This window comes from Deinococcus peraridilitoris DSM 19664, from assembly GCF_000317835.1.
GTDB lineage: Bacteria > Deinococcota > Deinococci > Deinococcales > Deinococcaceae > Deinococcus_A > Deinococcus_A peraridilitoris.
The window spans coordinates 3,727,572-3,752,918 of sequence record NC_019793.1 but is presented as its reverse complement, the minus strand read 5'-3'; the positions used below and the strand labels follow the sequence as shown (position 1 = coordinate 3,752,918).

Sequence of the window (25,347 nt, the reverse complement as noted above, 5' to 3'; positions counted from 1 at the left end):
GAATGTCTTCTGAGTACATGAACAAGACGCGTGAGCGTCAGCTGGCCATGTGGCCCGAACGGATGACCTCGGCGATCACGGGGGGCAGGTTCCAGGCCACGATGTCGAAAGCGGCCGCATGAACGTCGTAGGGTACTTTGTGGAGTTTGACGCTCACGTCCTTGTTGGTGATTTCGAGCAAGGCCACGTCCGCGCCGGGTTCATGGTTGAGCGACAGGCCCACCGAGCCCGGATCGATAAAGATCCCCCCGTCGACTTTGCGAAAGTAAGGCACGTGGGTCCCGCCGCAGACGACGACCTTGGCGCCCAGATTTTCGAGGACACCCTGCAGTTCGCGGTCGTCGGCCATCAAATCGATTCGGGAATCGGGGTCGTGCGGGCTGCCGTGAAAATAACGCACCCGGCCCATCTTGGTCATGATGCGCCCCCCGGCGGGCAGACGGCGCAGGAATTCCATCTGTTCGTCGGTGAGCATGGTCCGGGTCCAGGCGAGTGTCTGTTCTGCCACCCCGCCACGTTCGCCACGCGCCGCGAAGTCGAACGCGGCGCGAGCGTCGCTGGAGCCCAGGGCCGTGACCCACCCGGCGCGCTGCACCAGGTCGATGACAGGTCCGGGGCTGGCACCGTAACCGACCAGGTCGCCGAGAATGAACACCGACTCGACCTTTTGTTCGTCGAGAAAGCGCTGCACCGCGCTGAGCGCGTGGATGTTGCCATGGATGTCACTCAGAAAGGCCAGTCTCACAAATTCCTCATTGCTTTTCGCCTTCAGCGTACTACAGAACCGTCCACCGTGGCTGAGTCCGCACGTTGCCCCGACGACGACTTGGGCCTCTCAGTTTCCGGGGATAGAGTGAACGGGTGCCGTCCGCCCTTATTGCCCTTGCGCTGGGCGCCTTGCTCGCTGCCTGCGGAATTCCCTTTGCCTGGAGTTTTCTGACCCCCGTCGTGCTGGGCGTCCTGTTCGCCTTCGCCGCTGGTGCCCCGACCTCGCGCGGCGCGGCGGCGCGTCTGTTCTGGGCGGGGCTGGCCTTTTTTACCCTGACGTTGTACTGGCTGCCGCAAAGTTTCGGCACCGGATTCGGCATCTTCGGGGTGTTGATGTTCGTGCCGCTCTATGCCCTGGAAGCGTTTTTCTGGGGCGTGTTGGGGTGGGCCAGCTGGCGTCTCGGCAGTCGGACCGAAACGCGCCTGTGGCTGCTGGCCTTTCTGTGGGTGGTGCTGGAGTGGCTCAGGCACCTGGGCCAGATTGCCTTTCCCTGGGGAACTGTCGGGTATACGCTGCTGCCCTTGCCGGTCGTCCAGATCGCCGACCTGGGTGGGGTGCTGCTGCTCAGCCTGCTCGTGAGCACCACCGCCGCGGTGCTGGCCCTGGCGCTGCGCGGGCACACGCGGCCACTGCTGGGCGCTGTGGTGGTCTGGAGCGCGGCCGTGGCGTACGGCCTCACGCGTCCCGAGCTGACCGGCGAGCCGGGACGGGCACTGCTGCTGCGCACCAACGTGAACTCGTTCGAAAAGGCCAAAGGCGCGGGCAGCTCATTCGAGTCACAGTTCGAAGCCCAAATGCGCCTGAGCCGCCAGATCGATCCGGGTGAAGTGCTGGTGTGGTCGGAAACGGCCGTGTTCGTGCATCCCGACTTCGACCAGCGCACGTTGTTGCCCCGGCGCGAGATGATCACCGGAGTCGGGTTTCCGCAGCGCAACAGTGCCGTCAGCTGGAACGGAGCGATTCTGGGCGAGTACGACAAGATGCAGCTCGTGCCCTTTGGTGAGTTCTATCCCTGGCGTGAGCCGCTGCGCCCGGCGTACGCCTGGATCTGGTCGCGGCTGCTGGGTGTGCCTTTCAATCCGCCCAATCCTGGGCGTGCGGCGACGCCGTTGCCGCTCGGCCCGCACGCTTACGGCACGTACATCTGCTATGACAGCGTGTTTCCGGGCGTGACGCGGGGTCTGGTGGGAGCGGGCGCCGAGGTGCTCGTCAACGTCTCGAACGACGGCTGGTACGACGAGAGTCTGGGCGTCGAGCAGCATTTTCAGATGGGTCGTCTGCGCGCCATCGAAACCCGCCGCTACGTCATGCGTTCGGTTAATCTGGGCGTGGCGGCAGTCGTCGACGAGCGAGGTCGGGTTCGCCAGCGCTTCAGTGGCCCTGGAGAAGAAGCACTGCACGCCCGCTTCCAGTATCTCAGGGGCACGACGCCGTTCGTGCGCTTTGGGAATGGGCCAGTGCTGGCGTTGTGTGTTCTGGGCCTGCTGGCAAGCGTGCTGGTCGACCGCTTGGCCGGGCGGGCGCCCCGGTAAGCAGAAGAACCCGGGAGGCCCGGCGGATTTCGGTGAGGGCCTTCGCCTTCTTGTGACATGCCGAACCCGACGGCCCTGTTCGTGCGGTCTTCGATTTTTCTCCTGAACAGTAAGTCCTCGCCTGCAGCTGCGTGGTAGAATTATCACAAGTCCGGCTTATCGTGAATAATTTCACTTAGCCAATCTGTGCGCGACCTGAGAGCCCTGCTAGAATGCCCGCGTGTATACCAACCGACGCGCCCATTACGAATACGAACTGCTGGAGCGCTTCGAGGCAGGTATCGCGCTGACGGGCAGCGAAGTCAAGAGCGTACGGGCCGGGGGGGTCGACTTCCGGGACGCCTACGCGCGCGTCGAAGGACACAACGTCGAACTGGAAGGGCTCTACATTCCGCCCTACACCCAGGCGTCGTACAACAACCATGAACCCCGGCGCAAACGGCGACTGTTGCTGAAGCGCGAAGAGATCCGCAAGCTCGAACGGACGCTGAGCCAGACCGGCCTGACCCTGGTGCCCGTTCGGCTGTACGAAAAGGGTCGGCACTTCAAAATCGAGCTGGCCGTCGCGCGCGGCAAGAAACTGCACGACAAGCGACGCAGTGAATCGGAGCGCGACGCCCGGCGGGAGATGCGCGACGCATGAAAGTCCTCACGGGCCGCATGCTGGCGCTGGGTTGCCTGATTGCCGCCGGGCTCGCCGGCGCCCAGTTCAACGTGACGCGTTTCAGTTTCCTCGGCAAGACCGCACCGTCGATCACCCTGCACGGCACCGAATTCGCCCGCAGCGACACGCTCGGCGCCTACCTGAAAGTGGCGCGCAGCGGCGACTTCGTGCGCGTCGAGGCCTTTGACCGGGTGATGCTGCTGCCGATCGATCCTGATCAGGCGCGCGCCGCGCGCGAAGACAATACGGTACAAATCGATGTCCGGCGCATTCAGGCCCGCACTGCGACGCTGATCGACGGCAGTCTCTATCTGCCTCTTGCCACGCTGGCCACGGGCTTGGGGGCCGAGTACACGCCGGGCAACTTCAGCCTGCCCGCTCCACGACTGGGTGGCGTCTCATCGCGGGCGGGCAAGAACGTCGACCGCCTGGTGCTCGACCTGAACCGCGACGTGCGCTATCAGGCCCGGGTGGTGGGAAGCGAGCTGCAGATCGTCCTGCCGGGAACGGTCGGCGACGAGCGCACGTACAGCACGCGCGGACAGTTTCTGCCGCGCGTGCGTGTCTCGAGACGTGCCAACGATCTGCTGCTGAGCGCGCCCCTGGCCCTCGGGCACGGGTACCGGCTTTACCGCGCTGGCGAGGCACGAGCGAGCCGGCTGATTCTCGATGTCGGCCCCGGCATTGAGGCTGGAACTCCCGAACTGGCGGCGCGGCGGCGCAAGCCGCTGATCGTTCTCGATCCGGTGGCGCAGCCAAACGGGGACCGCCTCGGTGATGTGGCGCTCGAACTGGCCCGTGAAGCTGCCGCGCAACTGACCCGTGCCGGCTGGCAGGTACGTCTCACCCGCACTGGAAGGGGAGAGGCCAGCCTGGCAGAGCGCGCGCGCCTGGCGCGTCAGAGCGACGTTTTTCTCAGTCTCGACGTCGCGCGCTTTCCCGCGCCCGGTGCGCGTGGCTTGACGCTGTTCGAGGGCAGCGGCGCGAGCGGCGCGGCCTTGATCGACAACGTGCGCTCCTCAAGCGAGCAGAGCGCGCTTGCCTCGCTGGCGGTGGGTGGCAGCGGTGACAACCGCCGGCTCGCGCAGTTGCTGCAGGGTGAGATCAAGGCGCTGAATCTGCCCAGCAAAAGTGCGCAGCTGAGCCGGGTGTACCTGCTGCGCGAAGCCCCGCATGCCGCGATGCTGCTTGAACTGGGCTGGGCCGGCAGTGACGCGGATGTCGCCCGTCTGACCAGCGAGGCCCGGCGCCGGGAGCTCGCCACCGCGCTGGCACGCAGCGTGGCCAGTTATCTGGCGGCACGTGCCGGAGGACGCTCATGAGGTCGCTGCTGACCCCCTTCAATTTTTTCGGCCTGATTGTCCTGGCCCTCAGTGCACTGGCATATCATGAGGTGAACAAACCGCTCGCCGTGCCCGAAGTGCCGCAGTACGGCGCGCCCGCCAAGCGTCAGGATGTCAACGTGCTGCTTTATTTCAGCGATCCGCAGGTGCAGGGCTTTCAAACCGAACAGCGGACCCTCCAGGTGACCGGGAATTCGCTGCAGCGGGTGGCGCAGGCAGCCCTGGAGGCACTGCAGGCCGGTCCTACCGGCGATGGTCTGCGCACGCTGCCCGAGGGCGACACGCCGCAGGTGTGGGTGCGCGGCGAGCATCTCTATGTCGATCTGCCTCAGGCCTACAGCCGCCTCAACTACGGAACCAGCGGCGAGAACATGCTGGTGTGCAGTGTGGCCAATACCCTGCTCGATTTGCGCGGAGCGCGCGACGTGACCTTTCTGGTGAACGGCAAGAACGCTGAAACCCTCCTCGGTCACCTGGATCTGCGCGCACCGTTCACCAAGGATGATTGCAAGCTATGAGAAGGGCAGGACCAGCGCGCGAACGCTGATGGGCGCCGCCTGATCGGGCGGCGCGCACCCACGCGCTCACTTTCATCATGATCACCGCCATATCGCTGCAGGGCTTCAAAAGCTTCGCCGACAAAGCGCGCCTGGACCTGGGCCCGGGCATCACGGCCATCATCGGGCCCAACGGCAGCGGTAAAAGCAACGTGGTCGAGGCGATGCGCTGGGCCACCCACGGCGCCCGCGCGCGCGAGCTACGGGCTGGGCGGGCCAGTGAACTGGTGTTTCACGGCTCGGGAGGCAAAGCTCCGCTGGGATTCGCGGAAGTCACCCTCGAACTGCGCGGCCTGCCGACTGCCGCCCGGCTCAACCTCGCGCGCCGTGTCTATCGGGACGGCAGCGCCGAACAGGACCTCGACGGACGTCCGGCCCGGGCACGCGACATTCACGGCGCGTTGCGTGGCAGCGGACTGGGCCCCGGTGGCCTGGCGGTCATCGGCCAGGGTGAGGTCTCGGGCGTGGTACAGGCCGAACCTCGCACGCTGCTCGGCTATCTCGAAGAGGCCGCCGACCTGAGCCGCCTGAGTGCTGCGCGCGACGAGACGCACGCGCGGCTGCGCGAGGCCGACGGGTCGCTCGACACGCTGCGGCTGCTCGAAGACGAACTGGCGCAGCGCGTGGACGTGCTGGCTGCAGACGCCCGAGCGGCCCGGCGGGCGCGCGAACTGGCATTGCGCGAACTGGCGCTGCGTGACGCCCTGGTGCGGTCCCGTCAGGAAGCGCTCGCTGCCGAAATCGAAACCCTGCGCGCCGGAGAACTGCAGCTGGCCGCGCGCTCCCTCGAAGCGGCGCAAGCGTTGCGTCAGGCTCAGGACGAGCAGGAAGCGCTTCGTGAGGAGCTCGCCGCAGCGACTGAGCGGCGCAGCGCCCACCGTGCCGCCCTCGAGCTGCTGCGCGCGGCGGATGAGGCCAGCCGGCAGGCGGAGACGTACCTGAATCACCTGCAAGGCGAGTCGTCGCGGTTCGCCCGTGAACGCGCCGGGCTGGAACTGACGGCACCGGACCGCGCCGCGCCGGATCTGGCCGCGCTGGAGCTGACGCTTCGCCGGACACGTGATGAAGCCGAACGGCTGGAGAGCGAATGCCGATCCCTCGAACGTGACCTCACGCGAATTCGCACGGTCCACGCCCAGGCCTCCGAACGCCTGGCGCGAGTCGACGCGCAGCAGTCCACGTTGCGTGCCGAGTTCGAGCGGGTCGAGGAGACGCTCGAACAGGCGCGGCTGGCGCGGGAGGAGGCCCGTATGGCGCTCGAAACTGCCCACATGTGGTGTGAAGCGGGCGAGCAGGGCTTTGAACAACTGGCCAGTGGTCGCGAAGCGGCACGCTCGCGGTTGCGCGACGCCCGCTCAGAGCTGCAGGCCCTGTCGTCGGCCCGCGGCCCGCTGCAGCGCGAACGCACCCGCCTCGACAGTCTGCTGGCCAGCTTCGCTCGCTACGGCGAAGGTGCACGCAATGCGCTGAAAAGCGGCGTTCCCGGCATTGTCGGCGCCGTGGCCGACCTGCTGGAAGTACCCGGCGACTTCGAGACGGCCGTGTCGGCCGCGCTGGGGCGGCGCCTGGAGCAGGTGGTGGTCGAGCGTGCCGAGGTCGCACGGGAAATCATCGAGCACCTCAAACGGGTGGGTGGCCGGGCGACCTTTCTGCCGCTCGACCTGTTGCGGCCCCGCTCCCGGCGGGACGCTGTCCTGCTGCGCGAACCGGGCGTGCTGGGCAACCTGGCAGAGCTGTGTCCGAGCGCGCCCGCCATCGTTGCAAACGTGCTGCTCGCCGACAGCCTGCTGGTACAGGATGCCCGTACTGCCACCCGCCTGGCCCGCATTCACGCCCAGCGTCCACGGCTGGTGACCCTGGACGGCGAAGTGCTGGAGCCTGGAGGTGCGTTGACCGGTGGGCGCCTGCGTGATTCGGGTACCAGCCACCTCGCCGATCAGCGCCGCCTGGCCGAGCTGCACGACGAACTGGCGTCCATCGAGTCCCGCGAGCGTGAATTGGGTGCGCTGCTCCTTGAGCTCACGGCGCAGCTCGGTGAGCTCGACACCCGGTACGACGCGTTGCTGCGTGGACGTGAAGACGCTGCGCACCAGGAGCGTCAGCGCGAACAGCAGCTCAGCGGTGCCGAGGCGGCTGTCGCAAGTGCCGAACGCACCCTCGACGCGTTGAGGGAACGCCTCACGGCCGTGCCGCAGAACGCGTCTTCCGCGGCGGAGCTGCCCGAACTCGCACCCCGCGAGGAGGCCCTGGCCGCCCTGCGTGTGGCGGCCCAGACGGCACGGGAAGCCGAGCGGGCCTCCCAGGACGCCTTTTCGGGTGCACGTGAGCTGACGGCGCGTTGGAACACCTACCGCGCTGCCCTGGAGCGGGCGCACGCCATTGACGTGCGGAGCACGGAACTCGGACAGGCGACCCTGCACCAGCGCCAGCTGGTGCAGGGCGCACGCGCGGAGGCAGCCCGGCGGCGTGCCGACCTCGGCGGGTTTGACGAAGGTGAGGTCGAGCGTCTGGAGCAGCGGAGATCGCAGGTCACCCAGCGCTATACCAGCCTGATCGGACGCCAGAACAGACTGCGTGCGGAACTGGAAGAAGTCCGGCTGACGCTCGCGCGGCGCGAAGCAGCAGTGGAAGACGTGCCTCCCGGAGCGTTGCTGCCCGGCACGTCACGCGAGTGGCAAAGTGAGCTGACGCGGGTTTCGCGTGAGCTCGCCGAGTTGGGCGTCGTGAACGCCCGGGCCGAAACCGAGTACCAGTCCGAACGTCAGCGACTGGACGCCCTGAGCGTTGAGCGGCAGGACGCTGAAGACGCGGCAGGTGAACTGCGCCGCCTGCTGGGCGAGATCGAACGCGACGCCCAGGCCCAGCTGGCTCTCGCTTACGCCCGTGTACAGCAGGCCTTCGTGGAGTACGCCGGCGAATTGCTGGGCGGCGAGGGAGAACTGCTGACCGAGCGTGACGAACGCGGTTACTTGGTTGGGCTGCGTCTGGCAGTGCAGCCCCGCGGGAAGCGGACGCGTGCGATGAACCTTTTGTCGGCGGGTGAGCGCACGATGGCCGGTCTGGCGTTTCTGTTCGCGTTGGGCCACGCCACCGAAAACCGTGGGTTGCCGCTGGCCGTGCTCGACGAAGTGGACGCTCCGCTCGACGAAGCCAATATCCGGCGCTTCACGCATTTTCTGCAGGTCTTCGCGGCACGCGGGGCCCAGTTTATCCTGGTGACCCACCAGAAGGCGACCATGGAAGTGGCTCACGCTCTGTGGGGAGTCACCACGGACAGCAGCGGCGCATCGAGAGTTCTGAGCATCAAACACCCCTCCGAGGCCGTGGCGTCCGTGACTTCGGCGCAGTAGGCGTCCCTGCCGCTCCTCACCTCGCCGGCTCCGGGCTGTTCGCCCCACACCGCATTTCTCTATTTCACGTGAACGTCACTCGCCTGTCAGGGCGGCATAGTGGAATCGTCATGGCTAATTCCAGTACACACGACCGTTCGGGTAAGCCGCCGACTCCCTTCAGCCGTGCGGTGGGCCAATCCCGTTTCATTGTGCTGTTGGCAGTGATCGCCGTGATGCTCGTCGCCGTGTCGCTCTTTTTGCTGGGTACCGTGCAGGCGGCTTACAGTGTGTGGTCTGCCTGGAGTGAGGTGGTTGGGGGAAAGCTCAATTCCACCGACCTGACCGTCGAGTTTCTGGAGATCGTCAGCGTCATGCTCAAGGCGGTGGTGTTCTACATCATCGGCGTCGGTCTGTACAGTCTGTTCATCGCGCCGCTCAACCTGACCGTGTCGTTGGGGGTAGAGACCCTCAACGACCTGGAAAGCAAGGTGGTCAGCGTGGTCATCGTGATCATGAGCATCACGTTCCTGGAACACTTCATTCGCTGGACTGAGCCCATTGAGACGTTGCAGTTCGGTGTGGCCTTTGCGGTCGTGGTCGCGGCACTGGTCTTTTTCCAGCGCTACAGTCACCGGGCCAAAGAGGACCAGCAGGCACACCATCCGGACGTGCAGGAACGGGCCAAAAAGGAATTGTTTCAGGAGGACCACGAAGAACACATGATTCGTCCGGAAGATATCGAGGGTCGGGGCCCGTCGGTCCAGCATGACGAGGAGCGTTGAGTGCCTTGACCGGCGGGCATATCGCCCCGGCCACGACTCGACCTCAATATGGCGACGGTGGCTCACCTTTCAGTAGCAAGTGATCCACCGTGACCGCGCGAACTTTGCCAGAACGGGGCCGAACTCAGGCGGCCTGATCGCCCGATTCTTCGCCTGGTCTGAGGGCCGCGAGAGCCGCGCGCAAGTGCTTGTACATTTCACGCTGCACGGCGAGGTCGGCCGGCAGCTCGAAGCGAAGCTGCTCCAGGGCCTGCACCAGGTGGGCTCCCCCCGGTGTGCGCTCGGGCTCCGGCAGTGCCCATTCGGGTAACTGCATGGCACGCATGGGTGTGCGCCGGGTGTCATCCCAATCCGTCCACTGCAGGGGCAGGTCATACAGGTACCGGCCGACGCCGAAATGGACCGCGCAGCGTTTCAAGGCGTCGCTGACGGCCGCCTTGAGCGTGGCAGCGTCGCCCTCGCCGGCTTCGCCGATGTCTTCGCGGACCGTTCCGAATATGGTGAGTCGTCCTTTGACGGTGGGCGTTGTGGCCTGCTCGACGACTTCGACCTCGAAGGACCAGTCGTTTGGGCACACTGCGTCGAGTCGGTCCATGACGGCCCGGGCATTGACAAAGGCCACCATCAGCGCGCGCTTTCTGTCTTTGCTCACCGCTTGAGCCCGCCAATCCACCAAATGACCTGGAAAAGGGGCGGCGAGCCGTCTCTGGACATCGCTCAGTTTCATGGATTTAGTATATAACAGAATACGGTTCTGTTCAAGGCAGAATATCGTCGATATGTTTCCCTGATGGCGCGCGCGGCGGATATGACCGACCTGACCAGAGGGCTGTGAAGTCGGCCTCGGAGCGCTTATAAAACCAATCCCGGTAATTCATTCACGAGACCCAAATATCGTGAAACAATTCACTTGACGCATGTTTGGTCGTTCCGGTAACTCTGCATTCGTTCCACAAGCTAGAGTTCGCTCGCCCATATCCAAGCAGGGGAGCACAGCGAGAACTGAGGAACTCGGACGGGCGCGAGCGTCACCAATCCTCGACCGTGGCGTCATGAGTTTCGTCGTGGTAGGTATAGCGCGTCGTAGTCTCAATCGAAGCATGTCCCAGCAGCTTCTGGGCCGCCTGGAGGCTGCCGGTTTCACGGTGCAGCCGTGAACCGGCAGCCCGGCGCAGCGAATGAACGCCACGCCACTGGACGTGCGCTCGCGCCACGATTTTTTCCAGCGCGTACACCAGCTGATGGGTGGTATCGAGCCCCAGGACGCGGGACTCCGTGGCCGGTTTGCCTGTCGCTTCCCGAAGCCGTTCGAGTGCTGCACGCAAGGAGCGCGAGATGCGTACCGAGCGCTCTTTCTTTCCTTTTCCGAACACCCGCAGGCGTCCCCCAGCCAAATCGACATCACCCCAGGTCAGCTTGAGCATCTCGTCACGGCGCAGGCCAGCGTTGGCCCCGAGCAGCAAAAGCGTTTCCTCGGTCGGCGTCAGTGGACAGGTCAGCATCTGCCTTATCTCGTCGGGGGTGTAGGGGCGAGGTGGCGCGTCGCTGGGCTTGGCGACCACCACTTCGGCAAAAGGATCGCCGGGCGCGATTTCCTCGATCTGCAGGGCGCGGTACAGCTGACGCACCGGAGCCAGTCGGGCGATCACCGTAGCGGCTTTGTGGCGGCGTCGCAAGGTGTCACGGTACAGTCCGGCCTCGAGGCGGTCGAAACCAAGCACGGTCAGTCGCTGCTCTTGCAGGTAACGGAAAAACTGCAGCAGGCCAGTGCGGTAGGCCTCCAGGGTATGGTCGCTGACGACACCACGCCGGGCATGACCACGAACCAGTCGGAGCGCCACCTCGACATCAAATTCCTCGAGGGCGCGCTGCACTTCGGCGTGACGCTTACTCACCGGACACCGCGTTCATGTCACGTCGCACATCCTGAAACCAAAAATCAAGCGGCACCTGTCCAGTATGCCGGACGCGCAGGCGAGGACGCCAAGCGCGGTAATGTCCGGAAGCGAGAACAGACGATGGGGCAGAACCCACCACACATCGGTAGTATTCCAACATAATACGAGTTATGACGAAAACTGGCGACTTTTGAGCGTTCGCGGCTCTCCGGGTTGCCCTGACCGCTTGTGATCAGGGCAACCTACTTCTCAACTGATTCAATGCTGGTCATTGTGGTGTGTGCTCAATTTGCAGGCTGGCCAATCCCAGATCGTCGTGCGCCGCGCACCAGCCTGTTTTCTTGACCCGCGCTACCACTACGCTGGGTCCGTCCGGACACCGCACGTAGTGGCTGGACGTAGTGGCTGGTTGCCCGTTTTCCCAGAACCGGCCGCACCTCGATTTGGCGCAGCATAAGCCCCGGGTACAAAAACCCTCGGAAACTTTCCGCAGGCCCTTCACGGCGATTCTGTGAGCCTGCAAAAATTCTGTGTCTGAGGCAGGGTTTTTGTGATGTGTTGCGGGCGCCGTCCATAATACTGCTGCTAACATCAATAAGCGGCAGTACAGCATACTGAAGGGGTGTCCACGTCGCTCGTGCCCGTTTCTCGATGGCATCATGCCGAAAACCGCCGCCGGGAGGCTTTGCGGGCCGCGCATCAGCAGGACGCGGCGGTCCTGATCGACCTGCTGCAGTACTACCTGTCCGTCAAAAGCCGCAAAGCTGGACTGGTGAGCGCGTCCACCGTGCGCAGCTACAGCCTCGCCGTGCGTGACTTTCTGACGTTCTGTGGTCCCGCCGACCGACCGCGACACGCCCTGAACCAGCTCGACACGGAAGTCGTCGAGGCTTACCTGCGCTCGTTGCGCGAGCGCTCGCTTCAGCTCACCAGCATCCGGACTTACCTGTACGGAGTGCGGGCGCTGTTTCGCGCGCTGCACTGGGCAGGCGCGGTCGGCCATGACCCGGCGCGCGACGTCCGGCCACCGTTCGACCCGACACCCGCCCATACGCGCAAACCGGCCATCCCGCTGGGGCAGGTCGCGCGCCTGCTCACCCTGCCGCGCGAGTTGGCGAAAGACGAGCGTGTCGCGTGGCGTGACGAGGTACTGCTGACCCTCGGCGTCACCCTCGGACTGCGGGCCTCCGAAATGGTGGCGCTCGATGTGCAGGACGTCGACTTGCAGGTCATGGATGTGCACATCCGCCGGGGCAAGGGTGGCCGTGCACGCCGGGTGCCCCTCACACGCAGCGTGGGGGCGCTGCTCGACGCTTGGCTGCGTGTTCGTGCGCAGGTGTCCAGTGCACCGTCAGGCGGCGAAGCGCCCTTGCTGATCAGTTTCAGACCTGGCAGACCAGGCGCGCGTCTGAGCGCTCGCGGGCTGTCGAGCATTGTGAACGGGTATCTGGCCGCGGCTGGCCTGCCCAAGGACATGTCCGGCGTTCACACCTTGCGCCGGACGGCCGGAACGCGACTGTACCGGGCAACCCGGGATTTGCACGTGGTGTCCGATCTTCTGGGGCACGCCTCGGTGACGACCAGCGCCATCTACGCCAAAATGGACACGGACATCCGCCGGGAAGCGCTCGAGCGCATCGAATCCATGTAATGGGCTGCCGTGGCTCGCTTCGTCAGGCCCCTACCTATCAATTATGAGAGTTTATTTGACCCGTTCTTCAGCAGGCCGCTAGACTGACAGCACGGAGGCACATCGTGTTGCGAGTTTTGCTCTGTTCTGTTTTGCTTTTGCCGGCGCTGGCAGGCTGCGCTCCGCGTTCTCAGGCTGTGGCGGGCGTCACCGTGACCCCGGTGCTGATCAAGGTCAGCGAATCGGCGCGGGTGGGAGAACCGGTCACCGTGCAGGGGCGTTACCTGGGAGGCCCCAAGACGGGCCGGATTCGTCTGGGCGCCACCGAAAACGGCAATGGCGGGTATCTGGTTCCTGCGGACGCCATCGTCAGCTGGACCGATTCGCAGATTGTCTTCCGTGTGCCGCCCGGGGCGCCGGCGGGCGCCTTCTGGCTGTTCATCGAAGTGGGTGACATGCGCTCGACGGGTTTGCCGTACAGCATCAAGGAATAGCGAAGGCGCCGAACCACGGGAACCAGGAGGTTCCCGTGGTTTTTTTTGGGTAGCGTCATCTGGAGTTACCCAACCGCACAGCTGCCGTGTCCGATGCCAAAGCTCTACAATCGCCCTCATGGCCTTATTGCAGCGACCGAAGGGCACACAGGACCAGTTGCCCGAGGGTTCACCAAAGCTCGAACCGATGACCAGCGAGCGCTGGCACCGTTTCGTGACCAGCACGGCGCAGAACGTGATCGAGCGTTCGGGTGCCCAGTTCATCTCGACGCCGATGTTCGAGTACGTCGAGGTTGTGCGGCGCGGCGTGGGCGGCTCGACTGACATCGTTCGCAAGGAGATGTTCACGGTGTCGTACTTCGAGGAACGTGACAAGTACGTTCTGCGCCCGGAAGGCACCGCTCCGATTGCACGTGCCTTTCTCGAGAATGGCCTCAAGCAGCTGCCCTCTCCCCTGCGGCTGTGGACCCACGGTCCGATGTTTCGGGCGGAGAACGTCCAGAAAGGCCGTCTTAGACAGTTTCATCAGGTGGACTACGAGGTGATCGGTTCGCCCGATCCGCTCGTCGATGCCGAGGCGATCGCACTGATGGTCGAGGTGTTTGCGCAGCTGGGCGTGCGCGGCACCCGGGTGCAGCTGGGCTCGGTGGGCGACCCTGAGGACCGCGCGCGCTACAACGGGTATCTGCAAACATTATTCACGGCGCACGAAGCGCGGTTGAGCGCTGATTCCATCGACCGCCTGCAGCGCAACCCCATGCGGATTCTCGACAGCAAGGACAAGGGCGACCGTGCGCTGCTGAACGAACTCCGTCCGCTACCCATGCTGGACTTTCTGGGACCGCAGGCAGCCGCGCACTTTCAGGCGGTCCAGGGATATCTGACTTCGTGGGGCGTGCCTTTTGAGGTAGACCCAACGATTGTGCGCGGGCTCGATTACTACAACCGCACGGCCTGGGAAATCCACCACACCGGCATTGGCGCGCAGAGTGCCTTGGGTGGTGGCGGGCGGTACGACGGTCTGATCGGTCAACTGGGTGGTCAGGAGACGCCGGCCGTCGGATGGGCATTTGGTGTCGAGCGTGCCCTCATCGCGCTGGGACACGAAGGCGCCCAGTTGCCCGCCGCCAAAGGCCCGTTGTTGTATGTCGTGGCGCTGGACGAGGAGCTGTTGGGCGCTGCCGCCGGACTCGCCTTGCAGGCCCGCCGCTTCGGACGGGCCGAGTTTGGTGTGCGCGCCCGCAAGCCGGGCGCCGCCCTCGGTGAGGCCGTCAAAAAAGGTGCACATTTTGCAGCGCTGCTGGGTTCTGAAGAAGCGCACAACGGCACGGTCAGCCTCAAAAATCTTGTCACGGGCGAGCAGCAGTCGGTCGCGCAAAGCGACCTCGGCCGCCTGCTCGAAGGAGTAATGCAGTGAAACGCACCGGATACATCGAGGAAATCACCGAAAGCTGGATCGGACAGAACGTCGTCCTGCAAGGCTGGGTCGCGCGTCGGCGTGATTTGGGCAAACTGATCTTTATCGAGCTGCGCGACCGCAGCGGCACGGTCCAGGTGGAAATCGAGCCGGGCAGCGCCGCTTTTGCGAACGCCGAGAAGGTGCGTGCGGAGTACGTGGTCGAGGTCGAGGGCGAGCTGCGGCTGCGTCCCGAAGGGCAGCGCAAGGAGGGCCTGGGGGCCTTTGAGCTGGTGGCCCGGCGACTCGAGGTGCTCAACGAAGCCCGCACGCCCCCGTTCGAGCTGGACGCCGGTGAGCGGGTCAGCGAGGACGTCCGCTTGCGCTACCGTTACCTCGATTTGCGCCGACCGGAGATGTTTCGCAATTTTCTGCTGCGCTCCAAGGTCGTGGCGGCCGTTACCCGCTTTCTCGACCAGGAGGGCTTTCTGAATGTCGAGACGCCCATGCTTACCAAGAGCACGCCCGAGGGCGCGCGCGACTTTCTGGTCCCTTCGCGTCTCAACCAGGGCGAGTTCTACGCGCTGCCGCAGTCACCGCAGCTTTTCAAGCAGCTGCTGATGATCTCGGGCTTCGACCGTTACTATCAGATCGCGCGCTGTTTTCGCGACGAGGATTTACGCTCCGACCGGCAGCCCGATTTCACCCAGCTCGATCTGGAAATGAGCTTTGTCGGACAAGACGACATCCTCGACCTCAACGAGCGTCTGCTGCGCCACGTCTTTCAGAGCGTGCTGGACGTCGAGCTGCCCTCGCCTTTTCCCCGTCTGACGTACTTCGAGGCCATGGATTGCTACGGCTCGGACAAGCCGGACCTGCGCTTCGAGTCCGCCTTTGTCGACGTGACCGACCTCTTTCGCGGTGCGTCGTTCAAGGCATTCGCCGATGCCGTAGCAGCGGGCGGCTCGGTCAAAGTACTGCGCGCTCCAGAACTGACGCGCAAGCAGATCGACGAACTGGAACGGGTGGCCAAACAGAACGGCGCACGTGGCCTGGCCTGGCTGCGCCGTGACGCGGACGGCTTCGGCGGTGGCATCAGCAAGTTCGTCGAGGCGCAGCGTGAACAACTGCTGAGCCGCACGGGTGTACAGACCGGTGAGACCCTGCTCTTCTCGGCCGGTGAATGGCGTGGCGCCGTCGAGGCGTTGGGCGCGGTGCGTATCGCGCTGCGTGACCTATTTGACCTGGCAGCAAAGGGACCCCGGTTTCACATTGCCTGGGTCACCGACTTTCCGCAGCTCGACCGTGACCCGGAAACGGGAAAGTGGACGTATATGCACCACCCTTTCACTGCCCCCCATCCAGCGGACGAGCAGTACTTTGGCACCGAGCAGCAGGGCCGGATCCGGGCACAGGCCTACGACCTGGTGCTCAACGGCTTTGAGGTCGGCGGTGGCTCGGTACGAATTCACGACCCGAAAGTCCAGACCAGGATGTTCGAAGCCATTGGTTTCAGCGAAGCTCAGGCCCGCGAGAAGTTTGGCTTTTTCATGGACGCGCTGGAGTACGGTACGCCACCCCACGGGGGCATCGCCTGGGGACTGGACCGGCTGGTGATGGTGATGTCGGGCGCGTCGAGTATTCGCGAGGTCATCGCCTTTCCGAAGAACAACCGTGGCAGCGATTTGATGGCCGAAGCACCCGGACCGGTCGAGGAAGCACAGCTCGCCGATCTCGGCCTGGCCCTTCGTCGCGATTGACGGGTGAGGGTGGGGTATTGTTCCTCACCCTTAACGCTTGGACTGGCCCAGGGCGGCACAACCGATGAAATACCTTGTGAAATGCTTCACGATAAAGCTGGCTCGTGAAATTTCGGTCTGCCGTCTCACACCACTCGGGGTCATCTCACGCTAGCCTGGAATACATGATCGCCTATTGCCAGGTGAGTGCCTTCACGGAGACGCCCGGTCACGGCAACCAAGCCGGCGTCGTGGTGTCGGCACAACACCTTTCCGACATCGAGATGCAGGGCTTCGCCGCTCGGCTGGGAGTGCCCGAAACCGTCTTCATCACGGACCGGGCGCCCGGCACCGTCCGGGTCCGCTATTTCACACCCACCCAGGAGATTGAATTTTGTGGCCACGCCACCGTGGCCCTCGGACTTGTGCTGGTTTCACAGGGACTATGGCAGGGTGAAGACCTCCAGGTGAACACGTTGATCGGCCAGATCCCCCTCTCGCTCGAAGCTGAACGGGGTGTGCCCAAACGCATCTGGATGCAGCAGCGTCAACTGGAGGTCCGGCCGGTGCCCCGTGAACTGCGCAAGCGTATCGCGGGCGCCCTGGGCATTGACGAGCGTCTCCTCCACCGTGGCCTGCCCCTCTCAAGTGCCAGCACCGGACTGTGGACGACTTTCGTGCCCGTGGTCGACAGCTTCGTCGTCGACGCTCTCGATCCGGATATGCACGAAATTACAGCACTCAGCCGCGAGCTTGGCGTGACCGGCCTGCATCCTTACGCCCCTGTCAAACCCGACACCTTTTACACCCGCGACTTCAGCCCGCTGGTCGGCATTCCCGAAGATCCCGTGACGGGCAGCTCCTCGGGTGCGCTGATCGCGCTCCTGACCGCCGCCGGAACCTTGCCCCGTCGCGGCAACACCACCCACGGATACTGCCTGCAGGGCCACGCGATGGGCAGCCCCGGCGAGGTGATCGTGGAAGTGCGGCTCGATCGCGAGCAGATCTCGTGCATCCGGGTCGGCGGGTGCGCGGTGCTCGAACACGAAGGCCGTCTCTGACTGCCCGACCCATCTGCGCTCGCCCACGAGCTGGCAGGACTCCAAAACTCCAGCTCGAGGTATTCCACGGACCATGCGAATCGCCAGCTGCCGGAGGCAACGCGCACTGCCTGCTGCCCGGTAGACTGGGCGAATGCTTGGACTCGTTTGCATCGATGTGGACGGAACGCTGGTCGGCTCTTCTGGTGACGTCTTGCCCGAGGTGTGGGCAGCGGCAGCACGCGCCCGTGAAGCGGGCATCCGTCTGGCGATCTGCTCGGGCCGTCCTGCCTTCGGCAAGGCACGCGGCTACGCCGAACGGCTCGACCCGGACGGCTGGCACATTTTTCAGAATGGCGCCAGCATTGTCAACACGCGCAGCCTCACCTCACGCTCCTCGCCCCTGCCAATGCGGGCAGTGGCGGCACTGATCGAGCGCTCGCGGCGTCTGGGGCGAATTCTGGAACTCTACACCGACTCAGCGTACGCGGTGGAAAACACGGCCCGACGTGCCCGTGAGCACGCGGCGCTGTTGGGCTTGCCGTTCGAGCCGCGTGACCTGCTGTCGCTTCAGGGGCAGGTCGTCCGGGCGCAATGGGTCGTGCCCATCGAGGAAACCGATGAGGTGCTGTCTGAAGATCACCGTGGAATGACCCTCTCGCCGGCGGGATCACCCGTCATGCCCGACACCATGTTCATCAGCCTCACCACCGAAGGCATCGACAAGGCCAGCGCACTTCGAAGCGTGGCCGCGTCGTACGGCGTACCCATCGAACGGACTATGATGATCGGCGACGGTCCCAACGACGCGCAGGCCATGCGGGCTGCCGGGTATGCGGTGGCGATGGGCAACGCCGAAGCGGAAGCGCTGGAGTCGGCTCGGGTGGTGGTCAGCCACGTCGACGAGGGCGGCCTGGCCGAAGCGCTGGAGTTGGCCCTGACCATCGACTGACGTCGACACGCCTGGGGGCACAGCCCGGCGGAGCGGGTTCCGCGTCCATATCCACATTACTGCGGATAGTGAATCATTTCACGATATGCCGCGCTCGTGAAATCTGTACCGTCGCGAATCAGCCTTGGCGTCCTCCGTATAATCGGCGTCATGGCGTCCATTGCCCAGCTTTCACAGCATATCGACCAGGAGATCAGCCTGACGGGCTGGCTCACCGACAAAAGCAGCAAAGGAAAGCTGCACTTTCTCAAGCTGCGCGACGGCAGCGGCTTCGTGCAGGCCACCGTATTCAAGAACGACGTCAGCGAGGACGTCTTCGAGTCTGCCCGCCGGCTGGTTCAGGAGCAGGCCGTAACCATCACCGGCCTGGTACGCCAAGACGACCGCGCCCCGGGCGGCGTGGAAATTTCGGTGCGCGATCTTCGCCCCCTCAGCCAGAACGAGGGCGAATACCCCATCACGCCCAAGGAGCACGGCGTCGAGTTCCTGTTCGACCAGCGTCACCTCTACACCCGCCACCGTCGGCCCTGGGCGATCATGCGCGTCCGCGACTGCGTGCAGCGCGCAATGATCAACTTCTTTCACGGGGAAGGCTTCGTGCGTTTCGACTCACCCTTTTTCACGCCCAATGCCGCCGAGGACACCACCGAACTTTTCGAAATCAACCTCTTTGACGAGGACAAGGCATACCTCAGCCAGACCGGGCAACTCCACGCCGAGGCCGGGGCGCTCGCCTTTGGCAAGGTCTATACCTTCGGGCCGACCTTCCGGGCCGAGAAATCCAAAACACGTCGTCACCTGCTCGAATTCTGGATGGTGGAACCCGAAGTCGCTCCCTCGAACCATCAGGAGAACATGGCGTTGCAAGAGCGGTTCGTGAGCAGCGTCGTACGCCAGGTCCTGCAGGAATGCGCAGCCGAACTGCAAATGCTGGGCCGCGACCTCACCAAATTGGCGGGAGCGGCCGAGGGGAATTATCCACGGGTAACCTACACCGAGGCATTAAAGATCATTCGTCAGCACATCGAGTCCGCAGACCTGCCCCCCAACGTCTCCCCCGACACCCAGCCCGTCGAGTGGGGTGACGATTTCGGCGCTCCACACGAGACGATCCTGGGACATCACTTCGACCGTCCGGTGATCGTGGAACGCTATCCGGCCGCCATCAAGGCCTTTTACATGCAGCCCGACCCCGAGGACGAGCGGCTCGCGCTGTGCGACGACATGATCGCGCCGGAAGGCTACGGCGAGATCATCGGCGGGTCACAACGCATTCACGACTACGGGTTGCTCAGAAGCCGCATCGAAGAGCACGGGCTGCCGCTGGACGCTTTTGACTGGTATCTCGATCTGCGCCGTTTCGGCAGCGTACCCCACGCAGGATTCGGACTCGGCCTGGAGCGTTTCGTGATGTGGATCACCGGCAGCGAGCACATCCGCGAAGTCATTCCGTTTCCGCGCATGCTGAGCCGCATGAAACCCTGACGCAAGACAGCACGAGACCCGCCGGTGCCTTGGCGGGTCTCGTCGGGTAAAGTGTGAAGTGGGCATCAGGCGCTGTGGGAATTCGGCTGGGCGTGCGCGTGGCGGCGAAAGAGGCGGGCCAGCAACGGCGTGCGGTCGACCGGCGGATTCGCGAAGGCGGCCTTGACGTCGCGGCGGCTCTGCGCCTCCCGGTGGAGTTGATCGATGCGGTGTTGGGCGTCGCGGATGTGTTCGTAATATTCCGAGTTCATGATCGGCGCTCCTTGGGTGTCGGGCAGCTGCCCGCCCACCAGCTTCATTGTCCTCGGCGGCACCCGGCCGGACATGCCCTGAATGAGTTAAGCCGCCCGGACGCGAACGCTTAGCGGCGCTGCGCCGGACGGCTTATCCGCCCGCGCCCGAGGACGATAAATCAAGCGCCCGGCGAGTGCTCGCGGGGCGCTTCAAAGAGAAAGCTCAGGCGGGGCGCAGTTGCGCGCCGAGTTCGAACGCAGCGTGGGCCGCACGCACGGCAGCTTCCACATCGCGGTTCTCGATGGCAAAGGAAATGTTGAGCTCGCTCGATCCCTGCGCGATCATCAGCAGGTTGACATTGGCCTGCGCCACCGCACCAAACAGCCGGGCGGCCACGCCGCGCGAGCCGCGCATACCCTCGCCCACGACCGCGACCACCGCGACGTTTTCCTGCAGGTGCAGCTCACGCGGATACCCGCTGTTTCCCAGGTCACGCTTCAGCACTTCAGCGGCCCGGCGAGCGTCGGGCTGACTCACCACCAGCGAGAGGGTCGCCTGCGAATTTCCCTGAGAGATCATATGAACATTGATCTCCTCACGCGCGAGGACCTGAAAAATCTGGCCGAAGGCGTCCGGCACCCCGACCAGACCCGCGCCTCCCACTGTCAGCACCGCCAGGTTACGAATGGCCGTCACGGCCTTCACCGGGTGCGCCGGATCGATTTGAGGCTCCGCGACGATCAGCGTGCCCGGATGGTCGGGATCCGCGGCGCCCTTCACGCGCAGGGGAATGCCGCTTTGCTGCAGCGGGGTGACGGCCAGCGGGTGCAGCACTTTGGCGCCGAAATAGGCCAGTTCCATCACCTCGGCATAACTGAGCTGCGCCAGATTGCGTGCACCCTCCACCAGGCGCGGATCGGCGCTCATGACCCCGTCGACATCTTTCCAGGTCCAGACTTCCGCCGCCGACAGCGCGGCCCCGATAATGGTGGCGGTGTAATCGGTTCCGCCGCGCCCCAGGGTCGTCGTGACGCCCTGGGTGGTCTCACCGATGAAACCGGCGACCACGGGCGTCAGGCCTGCTCCCAGCAGGCCGCCCAGGCGCTCGCGCAGACGTGGGTAGGCTTCCGGCAAGGGGCGCGCGTTGCCGAACTGCCCGTCGGTGAGCAGTCCTGCACCGCCGCCGCTGAGGTGGTGGGCGCGCACGCCCAGATTCTCAAGCGCCAGCGCCATCAGGGGTGCCGACAGCCGCTCACCGAACGACACGATCAGGTCGCGCGAACGCCTGCTGAGCTCTTTGAGCAGCGCGACCCCGGCGACCGTCTGACGCAGTGACTCGCAGAGTTCGCGCACCTCGCGCGCCGTATCAGAGTTCGGTGCACCGCCGAGCGTCTCGATGGTGCTGAGATGACGGATGCGCAGTTGTGTGACCGCGTCGTTGGCGTAGGCGATGTCACCCTGTTCCGCCTGCGACGCCAGCGCCAGCAGCGAATCGGTCACGCCGACCATCGCGGACACGGCCACGACCACCGACGTCCCACGCCGCACTTCAGCGGCGACCAGAGACGCAGAGCGTTCGATGGCGGACGCGGAACCCATCAGGGTGCCGCCGAATTTCATGATGATCATGCGTTTACCTCCTGGGCCCGGCGCCTGCCTGGCCGCGCAGCCTCCTGCGAGTGCCATGCTAACACCGCCTTTTGGGATGGCCACCATACCTGTCTGATGCGCACGCAGGGTCTGCACGGGCGCTGTGCCGAACGTGAAACTTCCCTGAGATATACATTCCGCTCGGCCAGGCCGATCCCGGGTTAAGATGAGCGGCGCGTGGTCGCGCATGGCGACCCACCGGAAGAATTACCGGATACAAGGAGGACGCATGAAAGTCGGAATCAACGGGTTTGGGCGCATTGGCCGCCTCGTCTTTCGCATTCTGGTCGAGCGTGGCGTCGAGGTCGTGGCCATCAACGACCTGACGGACAATCACACCCTGGCGACGCTCCTGAAGTACGACAGCAACTTCGGGCGTTTCAATGGCACGGTCGAATACGACGAGCAGAACCTGACCGTCAACGGGCGCACCATCCGCGCTCTGGCCGAGCGCGATCCTGCCGCCATTCCCTGGGGTGAGCTGGGCGCCGACATCGTCATCGAATCGACCGGGATCTTCACCGATGGTGAGCAGGCGCGCAAGCACCTGCAGGGCGGCGCGAAAAAGGTGATCATCACCGCGCCTGCCAAGAACGTCGATTTCGATGTGCTGATCGGCGTAAACGAAAAGGAATACGACGCCGCGCAGCATCACATCATCAGCAACGCCTCGTGCACCACCAACAGCCTGGCGCCCGTCATGAAAGTGCTCGATGAAGCGTTCGGCATCGAGAAGTCACTCATGACCACCATTCACAGCTACACCAACGACCAGCGCGTCCTCGATTTGCCGCACAAGGACCTGCGACGCGCGCGCGCCGCCGGGGTGAACATCATTCCCACCAGCACAGGAGCCGCCACTGCCGTGGCCAAAGTGCTGCCGCAGCTCAAGGGCCGCTTCGATGGTTCCTCGCTGCGGGTGCCCACGCCCACCGGCTCGATCAGCGACATTACGCTGCTGTTCAAGCGTGACGTGACCGCCGAGGAAATCAACGGGGCGCTGCGCAGTGCGGCCGAGGGCGAACTGAAGGGCATCATGGCCTACACCGAAGATCCGATCGTCCTGTCGGACATTCAGGGCGATCCGCACAGCGCCATCGTGGACGGTGAGCTCACCATGTCCCTCGGCAACATGGCCAAGGTGTTCTCGTGGTACGACAACGAGTGGGGTTACAGCAACCGCATCGCCGACCTCACCCAGCTGATCAGCAGCAAAGGCTGAGCTCCGGCCCACGGCTGTCCGTTCGGGGGCGCGCACGGTCGCGCCCCTTTGCTTGAAGTTCGCCTACGATTTACCTTCTTACCTTCGGGAGGACCTGTGAACACCCTCAAAGACATCGACGTGCGCGGCAAGCGCGTACTGGTTCGTGTGGACTACAACGTTCCCGTCAAAAACGGTCAGATTCAGGACGCCACCCGCATCGACGCCAGCCTGCCCACCCTGGAGTTTCTGCTCGACGAGGGTGCGGCCGTCATCCTGATGAGCCACATGGGCCGCCCCAAAAACGGTCCTGAGGACAAGTACCGCCTGGCACCCGCCGCGGCCGCCTTGGAGGCGCTGCTGGGCCGCCCCGTCCGGTATATTCCGTCCAACCCCGCCAGCCCGGACACCGCTCAGGCCCTGCAGAATCTGCAGGGCGGCGAAGTGGCCTTGCTGGAAAACGTGCGGTTCGAGAACGGCGAGGAGAAAAACGATCCGGAACTCGCGCGCAAGCTCGCCTCGCTCGCCGACGTTTTCGTGCTGGATGCCTTTGGCAGCGCGCACCGTGCGCACGCCAGCGTCAGCGGTGTGGCGGCCCTGCTGCCGCACGCCGCGGGCTTTCTGATGCACAAGGAAGTCCAGGCGCTCTCGAACCTCCTCGAACGTCCCGAGTCACCCTACGTGGTGATCATCGGCGGCGCCAAAGTCAGCGACAAGATCAAGGTCATCGAAAACTTGCTGCCCAGAGTCGACAAAATGCTGATCGGAGGTGGGATGGCTTACACCTTTATCAAGTCGCGCGGCGGAACGATCGGCGAAAGCATTCACGAAGACGACCAGCTCGATCTGGCTCGCCGGCTGCTGAGCGAGTTCGGTGAGAAGATCAAGCTGCCAATTGACGTGATTGCCGCCGACCGCTTTGCAGAAAATGCCAGCACGCAGGTGGTGCCCGCCGATCGTATTCCAGAAGGCTGGCAAGGCCTCGACATCGGTCCCGAGACGCGCCGGCGCTACACCCGGGCGTTGCAGGGCGCCAGAACTGTTTTCTGGAACGGGCCGATGGGCGTGTTCGAGTTTGCTGCCTTTGCCGAAGGCACCAACGCCATCGCGGACGCCGTTGCCGAACTGGAAGGTGCGTACACCGTCGTGGGGGGCGGCGACTCGGTGAGCGCCATCAACAAGAGCGGTCAGGCCGCCCGCATCAGCCACATTTCCACCGGCGGCGGCGCCAGCCTGGAGCTGCTCGAAGGCCAGCAACTGCCCGGCGTGGTCGCCCTCGGGTAAGGTAAAACAATGACCGCGAGCAAACCACCGATACTGTTGGCCCTCAACTGGAAGATGAACAAACTTCCCTCGGAAGCTGGCCCCTGGGCCAAGGCATTGCAAGAGGAGCTGCCCGCCACACAGGCGGAGGTCGCGGTGCTGGCGCCCGCCACCCACCTGGCGTTTCTGGCTTCCGATCTGTACGGCAGCGGTGTGGCCTTTGGCGCCCAGGATCTGAGCGCGCACGCCTCGGGCGCGTACACCGGTGAAATCAGCGCGGCGATGCTGAGCGATCTGGGTGCACGCTACGTGATCACAGGACACAGCGAGCGGCGCACCATGCACGGCGAAAGCGACGACACCGTGGCGGCGAAGGCGCGCGCGGCGCAGGGAGCGCGCCTGGTGCCGATCGTGTGTGTCGGCGAAGCGCTCGAGATCCGTGAAGCAGGCCGCCATATCGACGTGACGCTGACGCAGCTGCGTGGCAGCCTGAATCGGGTGGATGGTGACCCGTCGCAGCTGGTGATCGCCTACGAGCCGGTGTGGGCCATCGGCACCGGCCGCACGGCCACGGCCGCCGACGCCGAGGAGATGGCGGGCGCGATTCGCAAAACGCTGCACGAACTCTACGGCGAGGCGGCGTCGGCGATTCGGGTGCTGTACGGCGGCAGCGTCAAGCCCGACAACGTGCGCGAAATCTGCGGGCAGCCCAATGTCAACGGGGCGCTGGTGGGCGGCGCGAGCCTCGAACTGCCCAGCGTGCTGGGCATGCTGGCTGCCCTCGGCTGACCGGGCGAAGAAGGGGCAGGGGCGTGGCACTTGCCCCTGCCCCTTCTTCATGGATGCTGCAGGCGCGCCATTCGGCAACGGTGAGGCCGCTAGACTCGTAGTTGACCGTGATGAACCGTTCCCTGGTTGCCCTGTTGCTGGCGCTGCTGACCCTCGTGAGCGCGCTGGCCGACGCCCGCGGGCGCAGTGGTGGAGGCTTCGGGGGCTCACGCAGCTACCGAACGCCGTACCGTACGCCGAGTTACCGCTCGCCCACGCCGATTGTTCCCAACCGGGTGCAACCGCGCCTGTTTCCCCGTTCGACCGTTCGGCCGATCAATCCGGGCTTTCGTGGTCATTTCTTTTTCCTGCCCTTTTTTGGGCTGAATCCCTATGGCTTTTTCGGTCTGGGGTATGGCGCGGGCTGGGGGCTGTTGGGCTTGCTGTTCAACCTGATTCTGGTCGTGGCGCTGGCGTCGTTCCTGTTGTGGCTGATCCGTCGACGTCGCTAATGGGAGTGGCACAACTTCTATTACAGAAGACGAGCCACTCGGTGCTAGTGAATTGTTTCACGATATTCGGGTCTCGTGAAAACTTTATGCAACGAGTAGTCGACAT

Annotated in this window: 22 protein-coding genes; 17 read left to right on the top strand and 5 right to left on the bottom strand. The window is 64.5% G+C overall.

The annotated features are described in order from the left end of the window. Nucleotides 1–37 precede the first annotated feature (37 nt). Entirely contained in the window at nucleotides 38–745 is a 708-nt protein-coding gene (locus DEIPE_RS18120; protein ID WP_015237433.1) for a metallophosphoesterase family protein, read from the bottom strand. 116 nt (nucleotides 746–861) lie between these two features. On the opposite strand from DEIPE_RS18120, the gene lnt reads away from it, so the two are divergent. From lnt to DEIPE_RS18090, 6 genes are all read left to right on the top strand, one after another. Beyond that, nucleotides 862–2,301 (top strand): apolipoprotein N-acyltransferase, encoded by a 1,440-nt coding sequence (lnt, locus tag DEIPE_RS18115; protein WP_015237432.1) that lies wholly within the window; start codon nucleotides 862–864, stop codon nucleotides 2,299–2,301. Between the two features lie 220 nt (nucleotides 2,302–2,521). Next, nucleotides 2,522–2,944 (top strand): SsrA-binding protein SmpB, encoded by a 423-nt coding sequence (gene smpB / locus DEIPE_RS18110; protein ID WP_015237431.1) that lies wholly within the window; start codon nucleotides 2,522–2,524, stop codon nucleotides 2,942–2,944. Further along, nucleotides 2,941–4,287 carry an N-acetylmuramoyl-L-alanine amidase gene (locus DEIPE_RS18105; RefSeq protein ID WP_015237430.1) on the top strand — a complete coding sequence of 449 codons (1,347 nt, stop codon included), beginning with the start codon at nucleotides 2,941–2,943 and terminating at the stop codon, nucleotides 4,285–4,287. The genes smpB and DEIPE_RS18105 overlap by 4 nt, the downstream gene beginning before the upstream one ends. Beyond that, nucleotides 4,284–4,826: a GerMN domain-containing protein gene (locus tag DEIPE_RS18100; protein WP_015237429.1), complete on the top strand. Its 543-nt coding sequence runs from the start codon at nucleotides 4,284–4,286 to the stop codon at nucleotides 4,824–4,826. The genes DEIPE_RS18105 and DEIPE_RS18100 overlap by 4 nt, the downstream gene beginning before the upstream one ends. Before the next feature lie 77 nt (nucleotides 4,827–4,903). Then, nucleotides 4,904–8,215, top strand: coding sequence for an AAA family ATPase (locus tag DEIPE_RS18095; protein WP_015237428.1), 3,312 nt, complete (start codon nucleotides 4,904–4,906; stop codon nucleotides 8,213–8,215). 110 nt (nucleotides 8,216–8,325) lie between these two features. Continuing rightward, entirely contained in the window at nucleotides 8,326–8,979 is a 654-nt protein-coding gene (locus tag DEIPE_RS18090; RefSeq protein ID WP_015237427.1) for a YqhA family protein, read from the top strand. A gap of 124 nt (nucleotides 8,980–9,103) precedes the next feature. Here the strand turns inward: DEIPE_RS18090 and DEIPE_RS18085 are convergent, their stop codons facing one another. Next, the gene (locus DEIPE_RS18085) at nucleotides 9,104–9,706 is read right to left on the bottom strand and encodes a Rad52/Rad22 family DNA repair protein (RefSeq protein ID WP_015237426.1); all 603 of its coding nucleotides are present in this window, start codon (nucleotides 9,704–9,706) and stop codon (nucleotides 9,104–9,106) included. Between the two features lie 301 nt (nucleotides 9,707–10,007). After that, entirely contained in the window at nucleotides 10,008–10,874 is an 867-nt protein-coding gene (locus tag DEIPE_RS22520) for a tyrosine-type recombinase/integrase (protein ID WP_015237425.1), read from the bottom strand. Between the two features lie 625 nt (nucleotides 10,875–11,499). Between DEIPE_RS22520 and DEIPE_RS18075 the strand changes: the two genes are divergently transcribed. The 7 genes from DEIPE_RS18075 (at nucleotide 11,500) to asnS (ending at nucleotide 19,613) form a co-directional block, all read left to right on the top strand. Then, on the top strand, nucleotides 11,500–12,528 hold the full coding sequence (locus DEIPE_RS18075) for a tyrosine-type recombinase/integrase (protein WP_052326742.1): 1,029 nt from the start codon (nucleotides 11,500–11,502) through the stop codon (nucleotides 12,526–12,528). Between the two features lie 104 nt (nucleotides 12,529–12,632). Next, entirely contained in the window at nucleotides 12,633–13,001 is a 369-nt protein-coding gene (locus tag DEIPE_RS18070) for an IPT/TIG domain-containing protein (protein ID WP_015237423.1), read from the top strand. 118 nt (nucleotides 13,002–13,119) lie between these two features. Beyond that, on the top strand, nucleotides 13,120–14,418 hold the full coding sequence (hisS, locus tag DEIPE_RS18065; RefSeq protein ID WP_015237422.1) for a histidine--tRNA ligase: 1,299 nt from the start codon (nucleotides 13,120–13,122) through the stop codon (nucleotides 14,416–14,418). Continuing rightward, nucleotides 14,415–16,157, top strand: a complete 1,743-nt coding sequence (gene aspS, locus DEIPE_RS18060) for an aspartate--tRNA ligase (protein ID WP_015237421.1) — start codon at nucleotides 14,415–14,417, stop codon at nucleotides 16,155–16,157. Before hisS ends, aspS begins: the two co-directional genes overlap by 4 nt. 164 nt (nucleotides 16,158–16,321) lie before the next feature. After that, nucleotides 16,322–17,197, top strand: a complete 876-nt coding sequence (locus DEIPE_RS18055) for a PhzF family phenazine biosynthesis protein (protein ID WP_015237420.1) — start codon at nucleotides 16,322–16,324, stop codon at nucleotides 17,195–17,197. A 133-nt stretch (nucleotides 17,198–17,330) separates the two neighbouring features. Continuing rightward, complete coding sequence (locus tag DEIPE_RS18050) at nucleotides 17,331–18,128, top strand: Cof-type HAD-IIB family hydrolase (protein ID WP_015237419.1); 798 nt, start codon at nucleotides 17,331–17,333, stop codon at nucleotides 18,126–18,128. 150 nt (nucleotides 18,129–18,278) lie between these two features. After that, nucleotides 18,279–19,613 carry an asparagine--tRNA ligase gene (asnS, locus tag DEIPE_RS18045; RefSeq protein ID WP_015237418.1) on the top strand — a complete coding sequence of 445 codons (1,335 nt, stop codon included), beginning with the start codon at nucleotides 18,279–18,281 and terminating at the stop codon, nucleotides 19,611–19,613. A 65-nt stretch (nucleotides 19,614–19,678) separates the two neighbouring features. Here the strand turns inward: asnS and DEIPE_RS18040 are convergent, their stop codons facing one another. Both DEIPE_RS18040 and DEIPE_RS18035 read right to left on the bottom strand, forming a co-directional pair. Next, nucleotides 19,679–19,864 (bottom strand): hypothetical protein, encoded by a 186-nt coding sequence (locus tag DEIPE_RS18040; protein WP_157448926.1) that lies wholly within the window; start codon nucleotides 19,862–19,864, stop codon nucleotides 19,679–19,681. Nucleotides 19,865–20,069: 205 nt separating this feature from the next. Next, nucleotides 20,070–21,476 (bottom strand): aspartate kinase, encoded by a 1,407-nt coding sequence (locus DEIPE_RS18035; RefSeq protein ID WP_015237416.1) that lies wholly within the window; start codon nucleotides 21,474–21,476, stop codon nucleotides 20,070–20,072. Between the two features lie 250 nt (nucleotides 21,477–21,726). Between DEIPE_RS18035 and gap the strand changes: the two genes are divergently transcribed. The 4 genes from gap to DEIPE_RS24150 all read left to right on the top strand — a co-directional run bounded on the left by gap (nucleotide 21,727) and on the right by DEIPE_RS24150 (nucleotide 25,241). Then, nucleotides 21,727–22,719 (top strand): type I glyceraldehyde-3-phosphate dehydrogenase, encoded by a 993-nt coding sequence (gene gap, locus DEIPE_RS18030; RefSeq protein ID WP_015237415.1) that lies wholly within the window; start codon nucleotides 21,727–21,729, stop codon nucleotides 22,717–22,719. A 96-nt stretch (nucleotides 22,720–22,815) separates the two neighbouring features. Continuing rightward, a complete protein-coding gene (locus tag DEIPE_RS18025) occupies nucleotides 22,816–23,982 on the top strand; it encodes a phosphoglycerate kinase (RefSeq protein WP_015237414.1) in 1,167 nt (388 codons plus the stop codon). Nucleotides 23,983–24,036: 54 nt separating this feature from the next. Next, complete coding sequence (tpiA, locus tag DEIPE_RS18020; RefSeq protein WP_245557566.1) at nucleotides 24,037–24,750, top strand: triose-phosphate isomerase; 714 nt, start codon at nucleotides 24,037–24,039, stop codon at nucleotides 24,748–24,750. Between the two features lie 107 nt (nucleotides 24,751–24,857). Continuing rightward, on the top strand, nucleotides 24,858–25,241 hold the full coding sequence (locus tag DEIPE_RS24150) for a hypothetical protein (RefSeq protein ID WP_157448925.1): 384 nt from the start codon (nucleotides 24,858–24,860) through the stop codon (nucleotides 25,239–25,241). Nucleotides 25,242–25,347 lie beyond the last annotated feature (106 nt).